General features: G+C 61.4%; 13 protein-coding genes and 2 pseudogenes. 2 read left to right on the forward strand and 13 right to left on the reverse strand.

Annotated features, from left to right (window positions below; genetic code table 11):
- Positions 1-213 (forward strand): annotated as a pseudogene (locus tag HMPREF2724_RS12795) (WHG domain-containing protein); the annotation flags it as partial.
- Between the two features lie 105 nt (positions 214-318).
- Here the strand turns inward: HMPREF2724_RS12795 and rpsP are convergent.
- Positions 319-825, reverse strand: coding sequence for a 30S ribosomal protein S16 (gene rpsP / locus HMPREF2724_RS04080; RefSeq protein WP_062038405.1), 507 nt, complete (start codon positions 823-825; stop codon positions 319-321).
- Between the two features lie 477 nt (positions 826-1302).
- Here rpsP and HMPREF2724_RS04085 point away from each other — a divergent pair, with 477 nt between their 5' ends.
- Positions 1303-3579, forward strand: coding sequence for an acyltransferase family protein (locus HMPREF2724_RS04085; protein WP_070587295.1), 2277 nt, complete (start codon positions 1303-1305; stop codon positions 3577-3579).
- 70 nt (positions 3580-3649) lie between these two features.
- Here HMPREF2724_RS04085 and HMPREF2724_RS04090 read toward each other — a convergent pair.
- From HMPREF2724_RS04090 to smc, 12 genes and pseudogenes are all read right to left on the reverse strand, one after another.
- Positions 3650-4791, reverse strand: a pseudogene (locus tag HMPREF2724_RS04090) (TIGR04053 family radical SAM/SPASM domain-containing protein).
- A gap of 83 nt (positions 4792-4874) precedes the next feature.
- A complete protein-coding gene (gene ffh, locus HMPREF2724_RS04095) occupies positions 4875-6503 on the reverse strand; it encodes a signal recognition particle protein (RefSeq protein ID WP_070456386.1) in 1629 nt (542 codons plus the stop codon).
- Positions 6504-6552: 49 nt separating this feature from the next.
- Positions 6553-8664 carry a [protein-PII] uridylyltransferase gene (locus tag HMPREF2724_RS04100; RefSeq protein ID WP_070587296.1) on the reverse strand — a complete coding sequence of 704 codons (2112 nt, stop codon included), beginning with the start codon at positions 8662-8664 and terminating at the stop codon, positions 6553-6555.
- On the reverse strand, positions 8665-9003 hold the full coding sequence (locus HMPREF2724_RS04105) for a P-II family nitrogen regulator (protein ID WP_062038390.1): 339 nt from the start codon (positions 9001-9003) through the stop codon (positions 8665-8667).
- Positions 9004-9082: 79 nt separating this feature from the next.
- Positions 9083-9451 (reverse strand): Na+/H+ antiporter subunit G, encoded by a 369-nt coding sequence (locus HMPREF2724_RS04110; RefSeq protein WP_061923276.1) that lies wholly within the window; start codon positions 9449-9451, stop codon positions 9083-9085.
- A 2-nt stretch (positions 9452-9453) separates the two neighbouring features.
- Complete coding sequence (locus HMPREF2724_RS04115; RefSeq protein WP_070587299.1) at positions 9454-9744, reverse strand: cation:proton antiporter; 291 nt, start codon at positions 9742-9744, stop codon at positions 9454-9456.
- Positions 9744-10274 carry a monovalent cation/H+ antiporter subunit E gene (locus HMPREF2724_RS04120; RefSeq protein ID WP_070587302.1) on the reverse strand — a complete coding sequence of 177 codons (531 nt, stop codon included), beginning with the start codon at positions 10272-10274 and terminating at the stop codon, positions 9744-9746. The genes HMPREF2724_RS04115 and HMPREF2724_RS04120 overlap by 1 nt, the downstream gene beginning before the upstream one ends.
- The gene (locus HMPREF2724_RS04125) at positions 10275-11816 is read right to left on the reverse strand and encodes a monovalent cation/H+ antiporter subunit D family protein (protein WP_070587304.1); all 1542 of its coding nucleotides are present in this window, start codon (positions 11814-11816) and stop codon (positions 10275-10277) included. It abuts the gene before it with no gap.
- Entirely contained in the window at positions 11816-12259 is a 444-nt protein-coding gene (locus HMPREF2724_RS04130) for a cation:proton antiporter subunit C (protein ID WP_062038374.1), read from the reverse strand. The genes HMPREF2724_RS04125 and HMPREF2724_RS04130 overlap by 1 nt, the downstream gene beginning before the upstream one ends.
- Positions 12259-15237 (reverse strand): DUF4040 family protein, encoded by a 2979-nt coding sequence (locus HMPREF2724_RS04135; protein ID WP_070587306.1) that lies wholly within the window; start codon positions 15235-15237, stop codon positions 12259-12261. The genes HMPREF2724_RS04130 and HMPREF2724_RS04135 overlap by 1 nt, the downstream gene beginning before the upstream one ends.
- A gap of 270 nt (positions 15238-15507) precedes the next feature.
- Positions 15508-17208: a signal recognition particle-docking protein FtsY gene (gene ftsY, locus HMPREF2724_RS04140; RefSeq protein WP_070587307.1), complete on the reverse strand. Its 1701-nt coding sequence runs from the start codon at positions 17206-17208 to the stop codon at positions 15508-15510.
- Positions 17209-17258: 50 nt separating this feature from the next.
- Positions 17259-20837 carry a chromosome segregation protein SMC gene (gene smc / locus HMPREF2724_RS04145; protein WP_070587308.1) on the reverse strand — a complete coding sequence of 1193 codons (3579 nt, stop codon included), beginning with the start codon at positions 20835-20837 and terminating at the stop codon, positions 17259-17261.
- Positions 20838-20861: the final 24 nt, after the last annotated feature.

A 20861-nucleotide genomic window follows, 5' to 3' on the forward strand; every position in this document is an offset into this window, starting at 1 on the left:
ACGCACTTTCCCGTCAACGCGCTTGCTGCTTGGGCCACGGTGCACGGCTTTTCGGTACTCGCCACCAGCGGTCACCTCAGCGCGCTGCCGGAGCAAATGAAGCTCGACATCGCCAAATCCGTCTTCGCCGCCTCCATCCGCGGCACCGATTTTAAGAATCCGGAAAATCCTTATCGCAACTACCCAGGCAGCGTGCGCCCGGAAGCGCAATAGCAAAGGAAGCAAAGGGCGCCTGTTACCGTTCCCCTTTACGGGAGGTAACAGGCGCCCTTTAGAAGATCTGATTAGAAGATCTAGTTACGCAAAAGCGCGGCGAGATTACTCTGCGGACTCCTCAGAAGCCTCAGCGGACTCCTCGGACTCTGCAGCGGCAGCCTCAGCGGCAGCAGCTTCTTCTGCAGCCTTCTCAGCAGCAGCCTTAGCCTCTGCCTCTTCCTTGGCTTTCTTCTTCTTTTCGGTAATAGCCTCGATGGTCGGGCCGTTGTTGGCCTCAGCCAGTGCAGCGTTGAACAGCTCCAGCTTGGAAGGCTTCTCCTCAGCAACCTTCAGGGTGCCCTCAGCACCTGGCAGGCCCTTGAACTTCTGCCAGTCACCGGTCACCTTCAACAGTGCGAGAACCGGCTCGGTCGGCTGTGCGCCGACGCCCAGCCAGTACTGTGCGCGCTCGGAATCGATCTGGATGAGGGAAGGCTCCTGCTTCGGCTGATAGATGCCGATGTTCTCGATAGCCTTGCCGGAACGGCGGGTGCGTGCATCAGCGATGATGACGCGGTACTCAGCGTTGCGGATCTTACCCATACGCTGCAGCTTGATCTTGACAGCCATGATTGGCTCCTTTTCTAGTCACCGAGCAGTTCAGACGCGTGGATTCAAACCACGCCGGTTCAGCTCTTGGATTTACCCTGCGCGTGACGTGCCGGCCGTCCGTAGGCGGTATACGGCGTTACGCAGAATGTTAAGTTTGCAGTGTTGTCTATCTAGTGTTGTCCATCTATAGAACCAACTACCTATAGACAACCCCGACTATATTAGCGGCAGACTCCCCAAAACGGAAATCCTCCCGCGGCGAACTCTGGTGGCACTTTTCCTTTGACTTTTATGCAATCTTTGGCGGCACTGCCCGTGGCGTTATGAGCACTGCCCGTGGCGTTATGAACAGCGCGGCCCGAGAGAGTAACCTATTTGACGCTAACCTAGACACCTTTCAGGCCAGTTTGCCTTTATATACTTCCTAACACTTCCCCTTGAGGCAAAACCTTTAAGGGGCAGACGTATGCCTTAATTGGCCTGCTGAGAGAAATTATGACTGAAAATTCACCACGCAGCTTCCGTTACCGCTATGACCTCGATGGTCTGCGCGGCATCGCCATCGCACTCGTGGTCATTTATCACGTCTTCGTCGGCCGAGTCTCGGGCGGCGTGGACGTGTTCCTTTTGCTTTCGGGCTACTTTTTCTTAGGCTCCCAGCTGCGTTACGCGGCCAAGCCTAATGCTTCTTTGAATCCATGGTGGCCAATCTGGCGCACTTTGCGACGCCTCGTTCCCAGCCTCGTGTTGGTCATCGGCGCCACCTATATCTTGGTTCGCATTTTTACTCCGGAACTGATGCGCACAGAGCTCGCCCAGCAAATCACGGCCACGATGCTGTATTTCCAGAACTGGGAGCTAGCCCGCCAAAACGCGGACTACACCGCAGCTTCTGCTAGCACCTCCCCTCTGCAGCACATGTGGTCCATGGCTGTACAGGGTCAGTTCTACATCATGGGCATCGCCTTTGCGCTGATTCTGGCAGCCATCATGAAACTGCGCCCAGCGCCGGACCCGAAGCGCCTCAAGCAGGTGCGCTTCCCCACCGTCAACCAGATTGCTGGCCCTATCCTTATCGTCGTTACCGTCGCGTCCTTTGCCTATGCTTCCCGCGATGGCCTCTACGGCACGGCCGCGAACTACTACTCCACGTGGTCGCGCGCATGGGAGCTGACCCTGGGTGCGGTTTTAGCTATTTACGGTACGAAGTGGAATATTTCTAACCGTTTTTCCAACCTGTTTACTGGCCTCGGCCTGGTGTGCCTAGCGTTTACCGGCGCTATCATCGCTGAGACCACGGCTTATCCAGGCCCGCTCTCCCTGCTGCCGTTGGGTGGTGCGGTGCTCATCATCTTGGGCGGCGGCGGTTCCATCTCCCGCCACATGGCTTCAAAAAAGGCGCGTTGGCTTGGCGACGTCGCCTACCCGCTCTACCTCTGGCACTGGCCGCTTCTGATTTTGTCCACCAAGGCCCTCGAGCTGGAGACCCCTCCATGGTGGCTGGGCATCATTATCATCGCCATCTCCCTGGTGCTGGCAGATCTTACCCACCGCTTCTTGGAGAAGCCGCTGCGCCAGGCCCGCAAGCGCCCGACGGCGGACGATATGCCGGTCAATAGCGCAATTGCCTCAATGAAGCAGCGCGCTGGCGCATTCCGAGCAGTAGGCGGCGTCGTCGTGGGCGCCTGCGTTGTCGGTTTGCTTTCCATTCAGCCGCTGTGGATGAACACCATCTACTCCGAGAATGCGGAGAACCTCGACCCGAAGCTCTACCCAGGTGCCACGGCCCTCGCACTAAATAAGCCGGTGCCGAAGGACGTAGAGTACAAGCCGGACCCGATCCTCGTTGGCGGCCTCATGCCGCCAACCGCAGTGGCCTATTGCTTTATTGGGCAGGACATGCCGGCGGATTACCTGCCGGATGCCCGCCGCGACGGCACTCCATGTGAGTGGGGCGACCGTGAGTCAAAGACCGAGGTCTACGTCGTCGGTGGCTCCCACGCGGAACAGTGGATGTCCGGCTTGGACCGCCTGGGCCGTGAGATGCACTTCAAGATCATCCCAATGCTGCGTCAGGGTTGCCCGATTGAACTTGGCGAAGACCTGACCGTTACCCCTGAATGCCACGAGTGGGGCGAGATGGTCACCGAGCGCATCCTGGATGCGGATCCGGCGCTGGTCATCTCGAATACCACTCGCCCATCCGGCCCGCTGGGCGAAGGCCCAGACTACGTCCCGGCAGGCTACGCCGAGTTCTGGAAGCAATTGGCAAACGCCAAGATTCCATTTATGGGCCTGCGCGATAACCCGTGGGGCTTTGACGATGCTGGCAAGGGCCGCGAGTTCGACGAGTGCTATGTCGCCACCGAGGACGAGAAGGGCTGCGGCATGACCTTCGACAAGGTCTACGCACCGGTCGATCCAGGCGCGGAAATCCTGTCCCAATACGACAACATGCTGTCGCTGGATACCTCTTCCTGGTTCTGTGACAAAAATGGCGACTGCCCGGTGGTCATCGGCAACACGATGGTCTACCGCGATATGCACCACATCAGCAACGCCTTCGCGGAGTCCGCAATGCCAATGCTGCGCGAGGCCATCGAGCCGTTCCTGGCCGGCAAAAAAGTAAAGCAGGCACCGCCTAAGACGCCTGCTAACATGCCGACCTCAACCGCACCGACCACGCCGTCAGCACCGGCCGATTCCACGGCCACGGCCTCCAATGCCCAGCCGGTCCCCTACCCGTATCTGACCGACAACGACGCAGTCTAAGTCGCGGATTACTTAATTTCCTCACCCTAGAGCAAAGAAAGCGTGGTGCCAGATGGCACCACGCTTTCTGCTATTTGACCCACGCCGCGGGCACGTATGCGCACGTCGGGTCGGAAGCTAGCGGATCACCCGTCATTGCGAACGCGGTCGAGCGGGAACCGCCGCAGACGGTGGCGTACTCGCACACGGAGCACTTGCCCGACCACTGGGCGGGGTCGCGCAACTTCTTAAAGACAGGCGAATTGGCATAGATTTCGGGCAGCGGAGTGTCTTTGACGTTGCCGCAGTGCATCGGTAGGAAGCCGTTGGGATAAACATCGCCGAGGTGGTCGATGAACACGAAGCCGGAGCCTGCATTAATCGCCATAGGCGGGCGCGGGCGGCGAGTATGCGCGGCGTCGGCAGGCCCGAGTACCCGCTCGGTCTCTTCGGTGAGATAGCGATAGAGCTCTCCCCCGACGTATTCCTTGCCCTGCTGTGCCTCCAGCACGATACGGCGATACTGCGGGCCCTCAGTGGTCTTGATTGCCACGCAATTCGAAACATCGTGCAGCCAGTGCATAGCGTCCTCTCGCTCGTGCGGAGTCAGCGCCTCGAGACCCGTTCCACGGCCAGTTGGCACCAAGAAAACACGCTCCACAGCTTTGCTCCCATGTCGATGACGCGCTTGAGCAGCTGTGGCGCCTCATAAACGTTGTTCTTGGTGATCGTGGAGTTGATCTGCAGGCGGTAGCCCACGTCCGTGACCACCTCCGCCATCTCGATGGTCTGGTCAAAGATGCCGGAAAAGCCGCGAAAATAATCGTGGGTCTTGGCCGTCGCGCCGTCGAGCGAAAGCGATAACGCCGAGCCACCCGCGGCCCGCAGGCCCTCTAGGCGCTCGCGAGTAAGACGCGGGGTGACCGAAGGCGAAAGGGAGATGTTTAGCCCCAGCGAGGTGCCGTACTCCGTCAGCTCCTCGAGGTCGCCACGCTCAAAAGGATCGCCGCCTGTGAGCACCACAATGGGACGCGGCTTCTCATAGCTCGCGATGGAATCCAATAGCGCCTTGCCCTGCTGCGTGCTCAGCTGCCCTGGCGCTGGCTCATGCTGCGCATCGGCGCGGCAATGCTGGCACACCAGCTGGCACGCGCGCGTCACCTCCCAGATTGCGATGAAAGGCTTGGCGTTGATGTCGTGGCGAACTTGGCGAACGGCTGGAGTCGGCTTCATAAATACAACTTTAGTCGTAGAAAAACACGCCTCCAAAACGCGAAAAAAGAGGCGAGGAGTTCCCTCGCCTCTTCTAGGCCCGACTACTTCTTGCCCTGGCCAAAGTCCAGGTTATTCAAGTCGATGTTTTCCATGCCCTTCGGCATCTTAGGCATACCCCCTGGCATGCCTGGCATTCCGCCGCCGCCCATCTGCTCCTGCAGCTTCTGCAGCTCCTCCATGGAAGGCATGCCGCCTGGCATTCCCGGCATACCGCCTGGCATGCCTGGCATGCCGCCGCCTGGACGGTTCTTCGGGGCCTTGCGCTTGCCGTTCTTGCCCTTGCGCCCCTTCCGCTTCTTCTTGGTGGCAGAGCGCCCCATGCCCGGGCCCATGCCAAACTGGCCGGCCATCTTGGACATCATCTTCTTCGCCTCGTTGAAGCGCTCGATGAGCTGGTTGACCTCGGAGACGGAAACGCCAGAACCGTTTGCAATACGCTTACGGCGCGAGGCGTTAAGGATCTTCGGATTCTCACGCTCTTGCGGGGTCATACCGCGGATGATGGCCTGGATGCGGTCGAGCTGCTTCTCATCGACCATTTCCGCCATCTTGTTCATCTGCTTGCCGCCCGGCATCATTTTCAGCAGATTGCCAATCGGGCCCATGCGGCGGATCATCAGCATCTGGTCCAAGAAGTCGTTGAGCGTTAGCTCACCGGTGCCCAGCTTGGCGGCAGCTTCCTCTGCCTTCTGGTGGTCCAGGGTGGCCTCAGCCTGCTCAATCAGCGAGAGAAGGTCACCCATGCCCAGGATGCGCGAAGCCATGCGCTCTGGGTGGAAGACGTCAAAGTCCTCAAGCTTCTCACCGGTGGAGGCAAACATGATCGGCTTGCCGGTGACCTCACGGATGGACAGCGCCGCACCACCGCGGGCATCGCCATCGAGCTTGGTCAGCACGACGCCGGTGAAATCAACGCCGTCACGGAAGGCCTCGGCGGTCTGCACCGCGTCCTGACCGATCATGGAATCGATGACAAAGAGGACCTCGTCCGGGTTCACAGCATCGCGAATGTTGCGTGCCTGCGTCATCAAGGTCTCATCGATGCCGAGGCGGCCCGCGGTATCGATAATCACGATGTCGTGCTGGGTCCGCTTAGCTTCCTCGATGCCGGCCTGGGCGACGGCGACTGGGTCACCGTGGGAGGTACCCATCTCGTGATCGTTGGAGTCGATGGAGGTACCTGGGTCCGGAGCAAAGACCTGCACCTCCGCACGCTCACCAACAATCTGCAGCTGCTGGACCGCGCCCGGACGCTGCAAGTCACAGGCGACCAGCATCGGTGTATGGCCTTGCTTGGCCAGGTGCTTGGACAGCTTACCGGCCAAAGTGGTCTTACCAGCACCCTGCAGACCAGCCAACATGATGACCGTAGGCGGGTTCTTTGCCAGCTGCAGGCGGCGAGTCTCGCCACCCAGGACGTCAACGAGTTCTTCATTGACAATCTTGACAACCTGCTGCGCCGGGTTCAGCGCCTCAGAGACCTCTGCACCGGCAGCGCGCTCCTTAATACGCTTGATGAACGCGCGGACTACGGTCAGCGAGACGTCAGCTTCCAGCAGCGCAAGGCGAATCTCGCGCGCGGTGGCATTGATGTCGGCCTCGGTCAGCTTGCCCTTGCCACGCAGGCCCGACAAGGCAGTTTGCAAGCGATCGGACAGTGACTCAAACACGAGTGAGTGCTCCCTAAACAATCTCGAGTATTTTTTTAACTCCCCCAGCTTAGCCGCTGACTAGCGCTTCGGTCACATTCCTGACCAATGTCGCGCGCGCGACATCGCCTAGCGGTTTGGCGTGCAGCACCATCGTTGCGCCCGGAACGTAGCTCGTAATCCATTCGCAATCGGGAAGCTTGGCGATGACATGTCCAAGCACACCCGTACGCTCGCCCGTGCGCACCTCGAAGATGCTTCCCGTCCACATCGCCGTTGTGGGCGCGCCATCAATCTCCGGAAGCATGGTGTACACGCCAGATTTATAGGACTGGATGAAACGCGCCTCATCGGCCGCCGCATCGAAGCTCTCCGCCACGGTACGCACGTCGAATTCGGCAGCAAAGCCCTCGCCTTGCTCGTCACTTACCCTGCCCATGCGGGAGGACTCGATGGTCCACCCCAACGCCGCAATCAGCGCCAGCGGGCGGATGACCTCGCGCTGATACTTGCCCCGCCACGAAACCGTCAGGGTGCGTTCATCATAGTTCGCCTTGAGCGCAATCTCCTTTTCCGCATACACCACCGGCTTCGTAGGTGCCAGCGCCTCCATCTGAGCAAAGGCGCGCGAAGACAGCACTCGAATGCCCGCCTCCAAGCGCGAATTCCACACGCTGGGGCCAGTCGATAAAGCGTCCGCGCGTGCCAAGACCAGCAACAGCGAGAGCGTCAGGTGGTCATAATGCACCGCCGCCAGCAACTTATCCCGGGCCGCGTCCGATTCCGGGTCCATGCGGGAGACCAGTGCGGCCAAGGTTGTGTGCTCTGCCACGAGCGTCTGCACGCGCGAACGATCCGCCAGGCTCAGCCGCATTTTTGCCGCGGCCTTGGCCACCATTTCCGCTCCTACGACGGAATGCGGGCGGCCATAGCCCTTGCCGATGTCGTGGTACAGCGCCGCTAGCAGCAATAAGTCCGGACGCGCGACCGTGGTACGTACCTCCGCGCAGCGCGCCACGGTCAGCATGGTGTGATAATCCACAGTGTGGGCGTGACTACGCTCCCGTGGCAGCATCCCGCGGATGTGCCCCCACTCCGGCATCAGAGTCTCCCACAGTCCCACTTCGTCAAGCTCCTCAATGAGCCGTGGCGTGTCGGTGGGCGAAGACAAGATGGTAAAGAAGGCGTCGGTTATCGCGGTATTCCAACACTCCGGAAGCGCAGGCGCGTTAGCCAGCAGCTTCCACACGCCCGGCTCTATGGGCCGGCTCGTGCGCGCCGACGCCGCCGCCACGCGCAGCCCTAGCCCTGGGTCCTGCAGATCAGCGTTGCGCGCCAGCGTGACGTAGCCGCCACTATCGACGACGCCTAGATCCAAAGGCTTGCGCGAACGGTCTCGTTGCCTTTTGCCCACGACGCCGCGGGCCGTGGCAAGCGCGCGCTCCATCGCCCTATCGACTGTCGATGCCGCGCGCACCACCGTCGCCGAAAGCTCGTAACGGTCCGCGAAACCCAGCTCGTCAGCGATCTCCGCGGCGAATTCAGGGTCCAAAAGGTCGCGGTGACGATGGGCATGCATATGCAAAAGGCTTCGGACATCGAGCAGCAGGTCACGCTCGGCATCCAGCCGCGGGGCGTCGGCAAGATTGCCCAGGGCCAGGGCCCTAATGAACTGGATATCGCGCAGGCCACCCCGCCCGTTTTTAATGTCCGGATTCGCCATCGTGGCCAACGTGCCCGAACGCCGCCAGCGCGCAATTGCGGTGCTGACGAAAGAATCGAAATGCTTTTGCAGCAGCACCCGCCACTGGGATAGAAGCTTGGCGCGGGCTTCGTCGACAAGCGCCTTGCTCCCCGCCACAAAAGACAGATCCAGCTGCGCAAAACCCGCCGCCGGATCCGTGCCGGCTATCTCCGCGCACTCGCCCGGGGTACGCAGGGCATAATCCAGGTGATACCCCGCCTGCCAGATGGGATACCAAATATTGGCCACCGCCTGCTCGTCTAGCACCATCCCCTCTGGATGAATCAACAGCAGATCCAGATCGGAATACTTTGTCATCTCGCGGCGCGCAAAAGACCCCGTCGCTGCGAGGGCGGTGCCCTCTGGCAGCTCCAGGGTCTTAATCAATGCTTCTGCCGCATCGAAAGCTTCTGCGCGCAGCTGCGCGGCTTTGTCCATTTAGACAGCAGCCTCGCCGCGCTCGCCGGTGCGCACGCGGATGACGTCCTCGACTGGGGTTACCCACAGCTTGCCGTCACCGATCTTGCCGGTGTAGGCAGCCTCAACGATGGCGTTGATGGTCTCTTCTACCGCTGCGTCATTAACAACGACCTCCAGCTTGACCTTCGGGACGAAGTCGGTGGCGTACTCGGCGCCGCGGTAGACCTCGCTGTGTCCGCGCTGCTGGCCAAAGCCCTGCGTCTCAGTCACGGTGAGACCATGAACCTCAAGCTGTTCCAATGCCTCGCGAATATCCGGCAGCGTAAAAGGCTTTACAACAGCAGTGATGAGTTTCATGTCCTACTCCTTGGGCTCCGATTGAAAGTATGTGCCTAATGTGATCATATTAGCGTCAACGGCGCCGCCGCGGCGCTAATTAAATCTCGTCTTCACTGGCCTCTACCATGTCGGTCTGCTTCCGCATGCGGCGCGCATACTTCACGTCCGTGACGGTGACGCCGTAGATGGAGCGGCCCATGTAGAAAGAGCCAACGGAGCCGATAATCCACACGCCAAAGCATGCGATAAGAACGCGCACCAGCGACCACAGATCAAAGCCGTTTTCAGCAAAGTCCACCACGAGCTTTCCCACGAGCAACAGCGGCACCGCAAGGCCGACGGTCGGGCCCAAGAGGTTTACTCGGGTCAACGCGTCGGGGGCGCGCCACAGCGCGATTGCGGTAGCAACCACCAACAAGGTGGCCACGATGAGGAGAATGGATGCGATGATTTCGTACCACGCCATGCTTATCGACGTCCCTTCGAAATGATGCGCGCCATCGACAACGTAGGCAGCACGCCGGCTGCAATCGCTGCCAGCATGGCGATGTCATAGAGAATCGAGGCGTGATTGACAAAGGTCCAAGCGATGTACATGCACAGCATGCCGTAGAAGGCCATGTCTGACATGACGGTACGTGTCAGCTCGTCGCGGGAGCGCAGCGCCAAGATCAAGGCCGAAGCCAGGGCACCGCCCATCACGAATATGCAGACGAAAATGACCCATTCGAAAGCGCTAAAGTGCGCGAAATCTACCATTATTCGCCCTTCCTTTCCGGACGCAGCGGCCAGACGGAATACTTCTCCGTCTCATCCGCTGGCAACGGGGTGTCTTCTTCTTGCGCGATATCCGGCGCACGCATGTGGCGGCCGACGGTCTCGAGTGGGTACTCGTAGAAGGCCGGATCCAGGGCCTTGGTATCGCTCTGGCCTGGCACGCCATAGTCGATATCCTTCACGTGCGGCGCCAAGCGCTCCTCCATGTCCGCGAGCGACTCCATGATTTCTACCGGGTCATCGCCCATGACCGCCTGGACGAGCACGATACGCGGCAAACCCTCTGCCACCGGCTCGCGCAGGCCCAGCGACAAAGTGCCAGGGGTTGCGGTGATAGACGAGGTAAACCAGAAGATCTCCCACGCATCGGTCACGCGCAGCGGGTAGCGCACGATGACCGGGTGGTAGGAATTATGTGGCTTGAAAGACTCCACGGCCAGGCCGAAACCGGCAACGAAGATCTCCTTAATCAGCCATAGGCCATAGGCACAGGAGTGGAAGAAAAGTTTCATTTAGCGACCTCCCTGGATGGAGTCGATGTCCGGCAAGGCAACGGGGGCGTCGCCAAGCACGGCTTCGGTATAAGCCTGAGTATCCAGCAGATCCTGTGCCGCGTGCAGGGTGATATCCATGAACGGGCCTGCCAGGACGAACATGGTCAGCGAGCCCATGATCAGCGCCGCGGAAGGAGCCATCAGCTTCTTGCGGATGATCAGTTCCTTCGGCACCTTCTGCTTTGGCAGATCCTTGCCCCAGAAAACCTCGCGCCACACGCGCAGCATGGACAAGAAGGCGGCAAAGGAAGCGATGATGATGACCGCGATGACAATCCATGCCCATACCCCACCGGTGCGGGCGATCTCGATGACGATCAAGACCTTGCCCCACATGCCAGAAAATGGCGGGAAGCCCACCACGGAAAAGGCACCGGCGGCGAAGATCCAGGCGATGAGCGGATCGCGGCGTGCCAAGCCCGAAAGCTTAGATAGCAAGCCAGTGCCGTAGGTCTCTTCGATGGCACCAGAGGCCAGGATGAGCGAGCCCACCGTGAGCATGTGGTGGATGGTGTACAAGATGCCGGCGGCGAGAGCTCGCTGCGGATCGTGGGTGGTAAAGGCCATCATCACCAAGATGAAAGGCATGCCGTTGAGCATCTGATAGCCCAACACGCGGCGGATGGAGTTTTCGGCCAAGCCACCAAATGCGCCGATCAGCATCGAGATGATCATGACCACGATGATGAGCGTGCCCCAGCGCTGGTCCATGCCAAAAAGGTGGACCCACAGGCGGTAGAGCATGTAGACCGCAACCTTGGTGTGCAGGCCGGAGAACAAGCCCATCACGGCAGCCGAGGTGCCTGGGTAGGTACGCGGCAGCCAGGACTGCACGGGGAAGACGCCGGCCTTCGCCGCGATGGCGATGACTACGATTCCCGAGGCCACGGTCACCGGGCCGTGGCCTGCCGCAGCGCCCTCTAGTGCGGCGAGGTTGACCGCGCCGGTAACGGAGTAGATATAGCCCACGCCGACGACCAGCAGCGTCGAGGCAAAGAGGTTAACCAGAACGAAGGCACGGCCGGCCGCGAGGCGCGACCAGGTACCGGACATCGTGATGAGGCCATAAGAAGGCAGCAACATGACCTCGATGAACACGAAGAAGTTGAAGAGGTCTGCGGTAAGCAGCGCGCCGCAAACACCGGTGATGAGAATCAGCGTCAACGATGGGTAGTAGCGCGACTTCGTCTCGCCGCCCACGATGGCAAACCAGTTGGCGCCGAATGCGACGATCATCGTCGTGACAATCATCAACGCTGAGAAGGTATCTGCCGCGAAGGCAATACCCGCGTTACCTGGGTAGCCGCCCACGGTGTGGGCCACCACGCCGTTGTTCAAGGTATAGAGCAAGAGCGCGAAGCCAGCAAAGATTCCGATGCCCGGGATAATCAGCATGATGGAATCACGCACGCCGCGCCACGGGGCCATTAGGGCCAAGGCCGCGGCCACGAGGGGAACCGCTGGGAATAGCGGCAACAGTGCACTGACGAGTTCAGCCATTACTTCTCCCCTTCCTCACTGTGATCCAACTGCTTGACGCGATCCATCTTGTTGGCCGAACGCTGCAAAATCTCTCGATTCTTAGAATCACGACCCAGCGTGGAAAACGCGTGGTCAATGGTGTTGTCATCAACCGGCTCCACGATGTCCGTGTCATCATTGGCGCCCATAGCCGCCATGGTTAGCAAGATCGTGGAGGTCGCCATGGAAATGACCACGGCGGTAAGCACGAAGGCCTGCGGAAGCGGGTCCGCCATCTGGTCGTGTGCGACCTGCGAGGGAAAAGATTCCCCGCGGTAGGAGTACACGCCCGTAGCGAGCAGCGTCAGGTTAGCGCCGTGGCCGAAGGCCATCATGCCCAGCACGATGTGGACCAAGCCACGCTGCTGGATGAGATAGACCGCAGAACCGATAAGCAGTGCGATGGTTAGTGCAAGAATCATTATTTCTCCCCGCCTTTCTGGCGTGCCACGCGCGGCGAGTCCTTCTTAGTTCGAGCCTCAGACTTGTTGAGCAAAGCCAGCGGATTGCTCGAAGGGTTGATGGGCTCGGGGTAAGGATCATCGACGTCGTCAAGCACAACGCGCGGGGTCGTCGGCAACGCGGAATCGTCATCGTGGATCCATGGCAAGAAGTCGCGCTCCGTGCCCGGGCGCAGATAACCGCCGAGGGCGTTGATGGCCATGGTCAGCATGCCCAGAACCGCGAGATAAATACCGAGGTCGAAAATCAGCGACGTGGTCCAGTGCTGGCCCAAGGCGTGGCCATGGATGGCGGTCAGGAAGCCGCCCGGCTCGCCGTGGTGCGGGATGTAACCGATAAAGCCTGCAGTCAGCGCCACGATGATGCCGACGCCCGTGAGGTGAATCGGGGTCATGCGGCCGAAGACAATCTCATCAGAGCCGCGGGACAGGTAGGTCAGGCCGATGGCTGCGCCCATAATCAGCGCGGCCGGGAAACCACCGCCCGAGGCCTGGTGACCGCGGTAGAAGACCACGACGGAGGTGACAACCAGAATCGGAATAACGATGGCAATGCCCTTACGCAGCGGAACCGAATTTAGCTGCGACTGGCCGAACGGAGCCGGGCGCGTGCCGGAGGTAAATGGGAAGCGCGGCAGCGTGGAGGTAACAGAAGCAATCACCACGGCGGCCATGCCCAGAACTGAAAGCTCGCCCAGGGTATCGAGTGCACGGAACTCCACGATGATGGTGGCCACGACGTTGTCGCCGCCGGTGATATCCGGAGCGTTGTCCAGGTACCACAGAGAAATATCGGAACGCTCGTGGCGGCCCATCAGGCCCCAGACACCAAGGAAGGCGGCCACGCCGGCGAGGACAGCTACCACGATGGAGCCGGTCTTACGCGATGTCTCTTGCACTGGGCGGAACTTCTCCGGCAGGTAGCGCAGCACCATCATCATCACGATGACAGACAGCGCCTCGACGGTGAACTGGGTCAGCGCGACGTCGGGTGCGCCGAGCAGGAACATCTGCAGGGTCACGCCCGTGCCGGCGATGCCGATCATCACCGCGCCCGTCAGGCGGTTGCGGGTGCGCACCAGGCCAAACATGGACAGCGCGACGATGGAAAGCGGCAAAAGATCCCATGGGTTATCCAGGCCTTCGACGCGTGGTGCAAGTGCGACGCCGTCGACGCCCTCGCTGATAAGGCCTGCCGCAGCCAGAATGATGAGCAGCAAGACGATGGGCAGCATCAGGCGTGAAGGATTATGGGTATCGGACATGCGGCCGACGAAGCGGCCGATCGCGGTCGCGCCATTTTGGACGGAGCGCAGAATCTCGTTGCCGGTGCGCGGAACCAGCTTGGTGTCCTCGAATGCGGACCACAACTGCTTGCGAATGAAGATGCCAGCGATGCCTGCAATGAGCACTACAACGGAGATGACCAGTGGAACGTTCACCCCGTGCCACAAGGAAAGATGGGCGTGAGATTCCATTCCCACGGAACCTGCCATCAAGTCCAAAGGCTTGTCGAACTTGCCCAACACGAAGACCAGCGGCAAGGACATAAAGCCCGGAAGTGCTGCCGGCAGCCAGAGGCGAACAGGCGCCTCGTGGACCTTGGACATGTTGCGCGGGCCGTCGAAGAAGGCGCCGAAGACGATCTTGGCGGAGTAGGTGAAGGTAAAGAAGGCGCCGATTGCGGCAACCATCAGCAGCACCAGCTGCCCTGCCCCACCGATGGGCGCGTCTTCGAAGGCGGTGAGCATGCCTTCCTTGGAAACGAAGCCCAAAAGCGGTGGAACCGCGGCCATCGATGCCGCGCCGATAACCATGGAGCCGAAGGTCCATGGCATCTTGTTCCACAGCACGCCGAGGCGGCGGATATCGCGGGAGCCGGCCTCGTGATCAATCACGCCGATGAGCATGAAGATGGAAGACTTAAACAGTGCGTGCGCCAGCGTGTGCACCAGGGCGGCGGTGATAGCAAAAGGCGTGCCGACGCCGATGGTGGCCACGATCCAGCCCAGGTGCGAGACGGTGGAATAAGCGGTCAGCTTCTTCAGGTCAGTCTTTTGCACCGCAAAGACCGCGGACATAACGGCGGTGCCCATACCAACGACGATGAGCAGCCAGTTCCACACGGCCACGTCGTGGAAGATGGTGGAGAAACGAATCAGCAGGTACACGCCTGCCTTGACCACTGCGGCTGCGTGCAGGAAGGCAGAGACCGGCGTTGCTGCGGCCATGGCCTCTGGCAGCCAGAAGTGGAACGGAAACTGCGCGGCCTTGGTAAAAGCAGAGCAAGCAATAAGAACTGCCACGGCGGCAGTAAGGCCTGGGCGCTCGTGCCAGACACCGGAGGCCAGAATCTTTTCCAGGTTGGTAGTACCCGCGGCCGTCGCCGCGATGGCCACGCCTGCCAACAGGGTAAGGCCACCGATAAAGGTCAAAATCAGCGTGCGCTGCGAGCCCTTCTCACCTGCCTTACCCGAACGCGCGATAAGCATAAACGAGGCCAGGGAAACCAGCTCCCAGGCAAGAAAGAGCAGGATGACGTCGTTAGCCAGCGCCAGCAGCAGGATCGACATGGTAAATGCCGTCATCAGCAGATAGAAGCTGGTGTTTCCTTTGCCCTTGGGCAGGTAGGCGGCCGAGTAGGTAAGGACTACGGCGCCGATGACCAAAGCCAGCAAGGCGAAGAATACGCCCAAGGCATCGCCGCGCAGAGCGAAGTGGACGTCGATGCCGGTGCCGACGACGTCGCCGACCCACGTGCGCGAGAAAGACAGCTCTTCGCCCGCCGATAAAGTTCCAAATTCTTTAGCAAGAAGACCTGCCGCCACAATAAAAATGCCGGCTAGGGGGTAGCCGGCGGCGCGATCAGCAACCTTGACGATTACTGGGGCAAGGACCACTGCCAAAGCTGCGAGGAGGACAACATAAATAAGTGTCACGAAAAATTAGCCTCACAAACCATTGTGTAGAGATTTATTACTTAGAGCGCGCATAAAATACGACGTTCCCACACTACCATTGTGGCCCACGTCAAAGCACATTTTTTCGGTGCTCAAGGCGACAAATCGCGCGGCGATTTTGCAAGAAAAACAACCTCCAAGCAGCGCTTTCCAGCATCGTTCTAGCGGCGGCGCCAGAAAGCACCGCCCCATACATAAAAAGCCGCCGCGGAAAGAAATCCACGGCGGCAAACGCGAGGCTAAAGGAGGCTACTTCTCCCCGAGCAGCGCGTCGACGAAGCCCTCGACCTCGAATGGCGCGAGGTCATCGGCACCCTCGCCCAGGCCAACAAGCTTGACTGGGACGCCTAGCTCCTCCTGAACCTGGAAGACAATGCCGCCCTTGGCGGTGCCATCGAGCTTGGTCAGTACCACGCCCGTGATGTCGACGACCTCACGGAAAATGCGGGCCTGTGCTAGGCCGTTCTGGCCAACGGTGGCGTCGAGAACCAGCAGAACCTCGTCCACCTCAGTCTTCTTTTCCACCACGCGCTTGACCTTGCCCAGCTGATCCATCAGGTCAACAGAAGTGTGCAGGCGGCCGGCGGTGTCGACGAGGACGACGTCTACGCCTTGGTCAACGCCCGCTGCAACGGCATCGAAAGCAACGGAAGCCGGGTCAGCGCCCTCCTTGCCGCGGACAGTGCTGGCGCCGACGCGGCGACCCCAGGTTTCGAGCTGATCCGCTGCGGCTGCGCGGAAGGTATCCGCGGCGCCCAACAACACCTTGTGGCCCATCGCGACGAGCACGCGCGCAAGCTTGCCCGTGGTGGTGGTCTTGCCGGTGCCGTTGACGCCGACGACCATGATGACAGCTGGCTTGCCCTCGTTCGGCATGGCCTTGATGGAACGGTCCATCTCCGGGTGGCCGGCCTCTATGAGGCACTCGCGCAGCATCGCGCGGGCCTCTTCCTCACTGGCGACGCCGCGCTCTGCGAACTTATCGCGCAGCGCCTCCGTGACCTTCATAGTGGACTTGGTGCCCAAGTCCGCCATGATGAGGGTGTCTTCGATTTCCTCCCACGCTTCCTCGTCGAGGTCACCCGCGGACAAGATGCCCATCAGGCCCTGTCCAATAGCATTCTGCGAGCGCGACAGGCGGCCGCGCAGGCGACCCAAACGGCCACCCGCCGGCGCGATATCAGGTTCCGTCGCCTCCGCCGCCTCGACAACCTCAGCGTCCGCAGAGACTTCAAGCTCCTCCGGCTCGGCCTCTAGCGCTGCCTCAGCGCCCTGCGTCTGCGCATCGGCTGCCGCCGCGGCTTCCTCAGCCTCCGCAGCTTCCTCAACCTCCGCAGCTTCGGCATCAGAAGCTTCTGCTGGAGATTCGGCGGCTTCATCTGTCGGGACTTCGTCTGTACTTTCGGTAACAACCGTCGGCTCTTCCGCGATCGCTTCCTCCTGCGGCGCCTCAGCAACCGGTTCTTCTGCTGCCGGCTCCTCGACGGCCGGCTGTTCAACCGGGGTTTCATCTGCTACCGGCTTGGCCTTTTCAGGTTCAGTCTTGGCAGGCTCAGACTCCGCCGGCTTGGAGGCAGCAGCTGCAGCTCCTGCGGCAGCGGTACCGGCAGCGGCCGCGCCGGTTGCAGCACCAGCGGCGGGTGCGGACTTCTCAGCCTTAGGCTCAGCAGGCTCGGCCGGCTTGGTGGGCTCGGCCGGCTTGGCTGGCTGAGCGGGAACCTTCTCTGGCTCCTTGGCGCCGCTGCCGGCGGGGGCAAAGTTGAACCCGGACTTGGCCTGGTAGTTGCCAGACTTTTGCTCCTGGGTCAGCTCCTTGGGAGCTTCCTCGGCCGGCTTTTCGAACGATACTTTCTTGGCATCGCCGCGCTTTTTACCTACTGCTACCAGCACAATCGCCAGCAGCACAATGACGGCTACGGCAATAAGAATCCACATCAACGTCGTATTCATGCCCTCTATAGTGCCAGGCTTGCTGCAGCCTGGCACTACTACCCTGCGGATTAACCCTGAGTTTCGGGCTCAGCGTCGGGCCCTGCGTCGGGCCCAGCGTCGGGCTCGGCGGCGTCGCCAAGCGCAGCGCCGCGCGGGGCATCGACGCCCAGGCGTGTGGCATCCTCGGCTGCAGCGGCGGAACCGGGGGCGTCGCCAGCCTGGCTCATACGCTGCGAAATCACGCGCGTGACGCCATCGCCACGCATCGTCACGCCGTAGAGGACGTTAGCCACATCCATCGTCGGCTTCTGGTGCGTGATGACGATAAGCTGCGAATCCTTGCGCAGTTCCTCAAACAGGGCGATGAGGCGTCGCAGGTTGACGTCATCAAGCGCGGCTTCAACCTCGTCCATCACGTAGAACGGGCTCGGGCGCGCACGGAAGATGGCCACCAGCATCGCCAAGGCGGTCAGGGACTTCTCACCACCAGAAAGCAAGGACAGGCGCTTGACTTTCTTGCCCGGCGGGCGCGCCTCAACCTCAATGCCGGTGGCCAGCATGTCATCCGGCTCCGTCAGGATCAGGCGGCCCTCGCCACCCGGGAAAAGGGTCTGGAAGACCTTCGGGAACTCCGCCTCCACGTCGTTCCACGCATCGGTGAAAAGCTGCAGAATCTGTTGATCCACGTCCTCAATCACGCCCGCCAAATCCTTGCGCGCCTGGATAACGTCATCGAGCTGCGTAGACAGGAAGGAATAGCGCTCCTCCAGCGCCTTGTACTCCTCCAGCGCCAGCGGGTTGACCTTGCCCAGGGAGTTCAGGTCCTTTTCTGCCTGCTTCAGTCGCGCCTTTTCCGCGCTACGGTCGAAGTCCTCGCCCGGCGTGTAATCGCGCAGCAAGTCAGGGATCGCAATACCCAACTGGTCCACGATCTTCGCTTCGGTCTCATCCACGCGCACCTGCGCCTGCGAGCGGGCGATTTCGGAATGATTGGCGTTCGCCGTCAGACGGTCGAGCTTCTGCCGTGTTGCCGAAACCTGCTGCTTGGCCGCTTGCAAGCGCCCGCCTAACACGTTGCGCTGATTAACCAGCTCATCGCGCTCAGCGGTGGCGCGCTCCAGGGCCTGGGATGCGCGTCCGGCAAGGTCCGTGGCATGGCCTGCCACCGCTTGAGCTAAGTCGGCCTGCGCTTTACGACGCGCCATCGCTTGCTCATGGCGGGCCTTTGCCTGACGTTCATGCTGCGCTTGGCGACGCAGCGCGTCGCCCTTACCCGCAGCCTGCCCCACCTTGTCTTGGGCGGTGCGCGCCGCGAGCTGGGCCTCCATCTCCATGGCCTTGACCTGCTCCAAAGCGGCCGAGGCAGCATCGCGCTCGTGGGAGGAAGGCTCGCCGTCTTCGACCTCCTCATCGACGCGCGAGAGGCGGTCGCGGGTCTCAGCCAGCTGCTCGCGCACTTCGGCAAGCTTGACCTCAATCTCGGTCGCACGGGCCGCGGCTTTCTCATGCTCAGCCTTGTTGACCTCGTGCTGCTTCAGCAGGCGCTGGTGGTCGCGCTGCCAGGCTTCCACGGTCGTGTCGTGCTCACGCAAGGCCGCCTTTGCCGAGGCCGCCGCGACGCGAGCCTCCTCGGCCGCCATCTTCGCGCCCTCCAGGGTGCCGGAAAGCTCTTCCAACTCCTGCGTGGCAGATTCCAGCTGGCCTTCTGCCTCCGCGATGCGCGCGGTGACCTCGACGGTAGAAGAAGCGCCGGTACCGGCTTCGACCCAGCCCTCGCCCACCAACAGGCCCTCGGCAGTAACCGCGCGCAGGCGCGGATCCTCGCGCACCAGCTCGCGAGCTAGGGCAAGATCGCCGACCAGCGCGACGTCGGAAAGCAGACGCGTCAGCGCCGCCTGTACCTCGGGTGCAAGCTGCATCTCATCCAGCAGCCAGGTCGCACCGCTGGGCAGGTTGGCGTCCAGACGCCAGTCGGAGGCACCCGCGGCAGTGGTGTCCACCAGCGGGGTGCGGGCGGCGGTGCTCAAGGCTGCCACGATGTCCTCTGTAACCGCGCCCGTTTGCGCCTCCGCGAACGCGCCCAACGCCGCCGCAACGGCCGTGTCATGGGAGGTGGTGATGTATTGCGCCAGCGGCTTAAAGCCCTCGCCCAAGTCGATATTTTCCGGGGCAGTCTGCGCCAAAGTATCGATGCGCGAGCGCAGCGTGTAGACCGCGCGTTCGCGTTCGCGCTGGCCGTCGCGAAGCTGCTCCAGGCGTTTTTCGGCCGCCCCTGACTCACTCGCCGCCCGCACGTGGGCCTCTTCCAACGGCTCGCGCTCGGCGTTTAAGGCCTCCAACCTATCGGCAACTTCGTCCGCCTCAGCCTGCGCCGTGCGCGTGCGCGCCTTGGTGGACTGCAGCGTCTCCTCCTGGCGCACGAGCTCCTCCTCTGCCGCGGAGACCTGCCCGGCGAGGATTTCCTCGGAGGCGATGAGGCGAACCACGCCCTCGCGACGATCCGCAATCGCGCGTAGCTGCGCCATGTGTTCCTTTTCCGCCTCTTCGAAGACGGCGCGGCGTTGCGCCACCTCCTCGCGGATGGACTCCAGACGCTCGGCGGCCTCTTCGGCCTCCATGAGCAGCTCTGCGTGCTCCTCGTCCGCGCGCAGGACACGGGCCTCGAGCTCTTCTGGGTCTTGGCCTGCATAGGCGACCTGTGCGCCGACGTTTTTCGCGCGCTCTTCCGCAATGCGCTGGGTGGCGGCGATGCGCTCGGACAGCGTCGACAGGTCGAACCACAGCTTCTGCGCGGCCTCGGCCTGCGGATTAACCTCCTCGAGCTGGGCCTCGATTTCCAACTGGACGCCTGTGGCCTCTTCGTGCTGCTCGGTAGCTTCCGCCACCTGCTCGGCGAGCACCTGAGCCTGTTGCTCGGCATCGGCGTACTTCTTGCGGGTTTGCACGACTTGGTCGCCGGCGATGCGCAGGCGGGCATCGCGCAAATCCGCTTGGACGGTGGCCGCGCGCTGGGCGGTTTCGGCCTGACGGGCCAAAGGCTTTAGCTGTTTGCCCAGCTCTTCGGTGAGATCCTGCAGGCGATCCAAGTTGGCCTGCATGCCGGTGAGCTTGCGCTGCGCTTTTTCTTTACGACGCCGGTGTTTGAGCACGCCGGCGGCTTCCTCAATGTAGGCGCGGCGATCTTCTGGGCGCGATTCTAGGATTTCGGAGAGCTTGCCCTGACCGACGATGATGTGCATCTCGCGGCCGATACCGGAGTCAGAAAGCAGCTCCTGGATATCCATAAGGCGCGCTTTGGCGCCGTTGATTTCATACTCGCTGGCGCCGTCGCGGAACATGCGGCGGGTGACAGAAACCTCGGAGTATTCGATGGGCAGCGCGCCATCGGAGTTGTCGATGGTAAGGGTTACCTCGGCGCGGCCTAGCGCCTTGCGGTCGCCCGCGCCGGCGAAGATGACGTCCTGCATCTTGCCGCCGCGCAGGGTCTTGGCGCTGCCCTCGCCCATGACCCACGCCAACGCGTCGACGACGTTCGACTTACCTGAGCCGTTCGGACCAACCACGGCGCAGATGCCGGGCTCGAATTTCAGGTTCGTCGCGGACGCGAAAGACTTGAAGCCTTTGAGCGTGAGCGATTTCAGGTGCATTCGTGAAAGTTTAGCAAGCCTAGG

The sequence above is a fragment of the Corynebacterium sp. HMSC071F07 genome, from assembly GCF_001810285.1.
In the GTDB taxonomy this organism is placed as follows: domain Bacteria; phylum Actinomycetota; class Actinomycetes; order Mycobacteriales; family Mycobacteriaceae; genus Corynebacterium; species Corynebacterium simulans.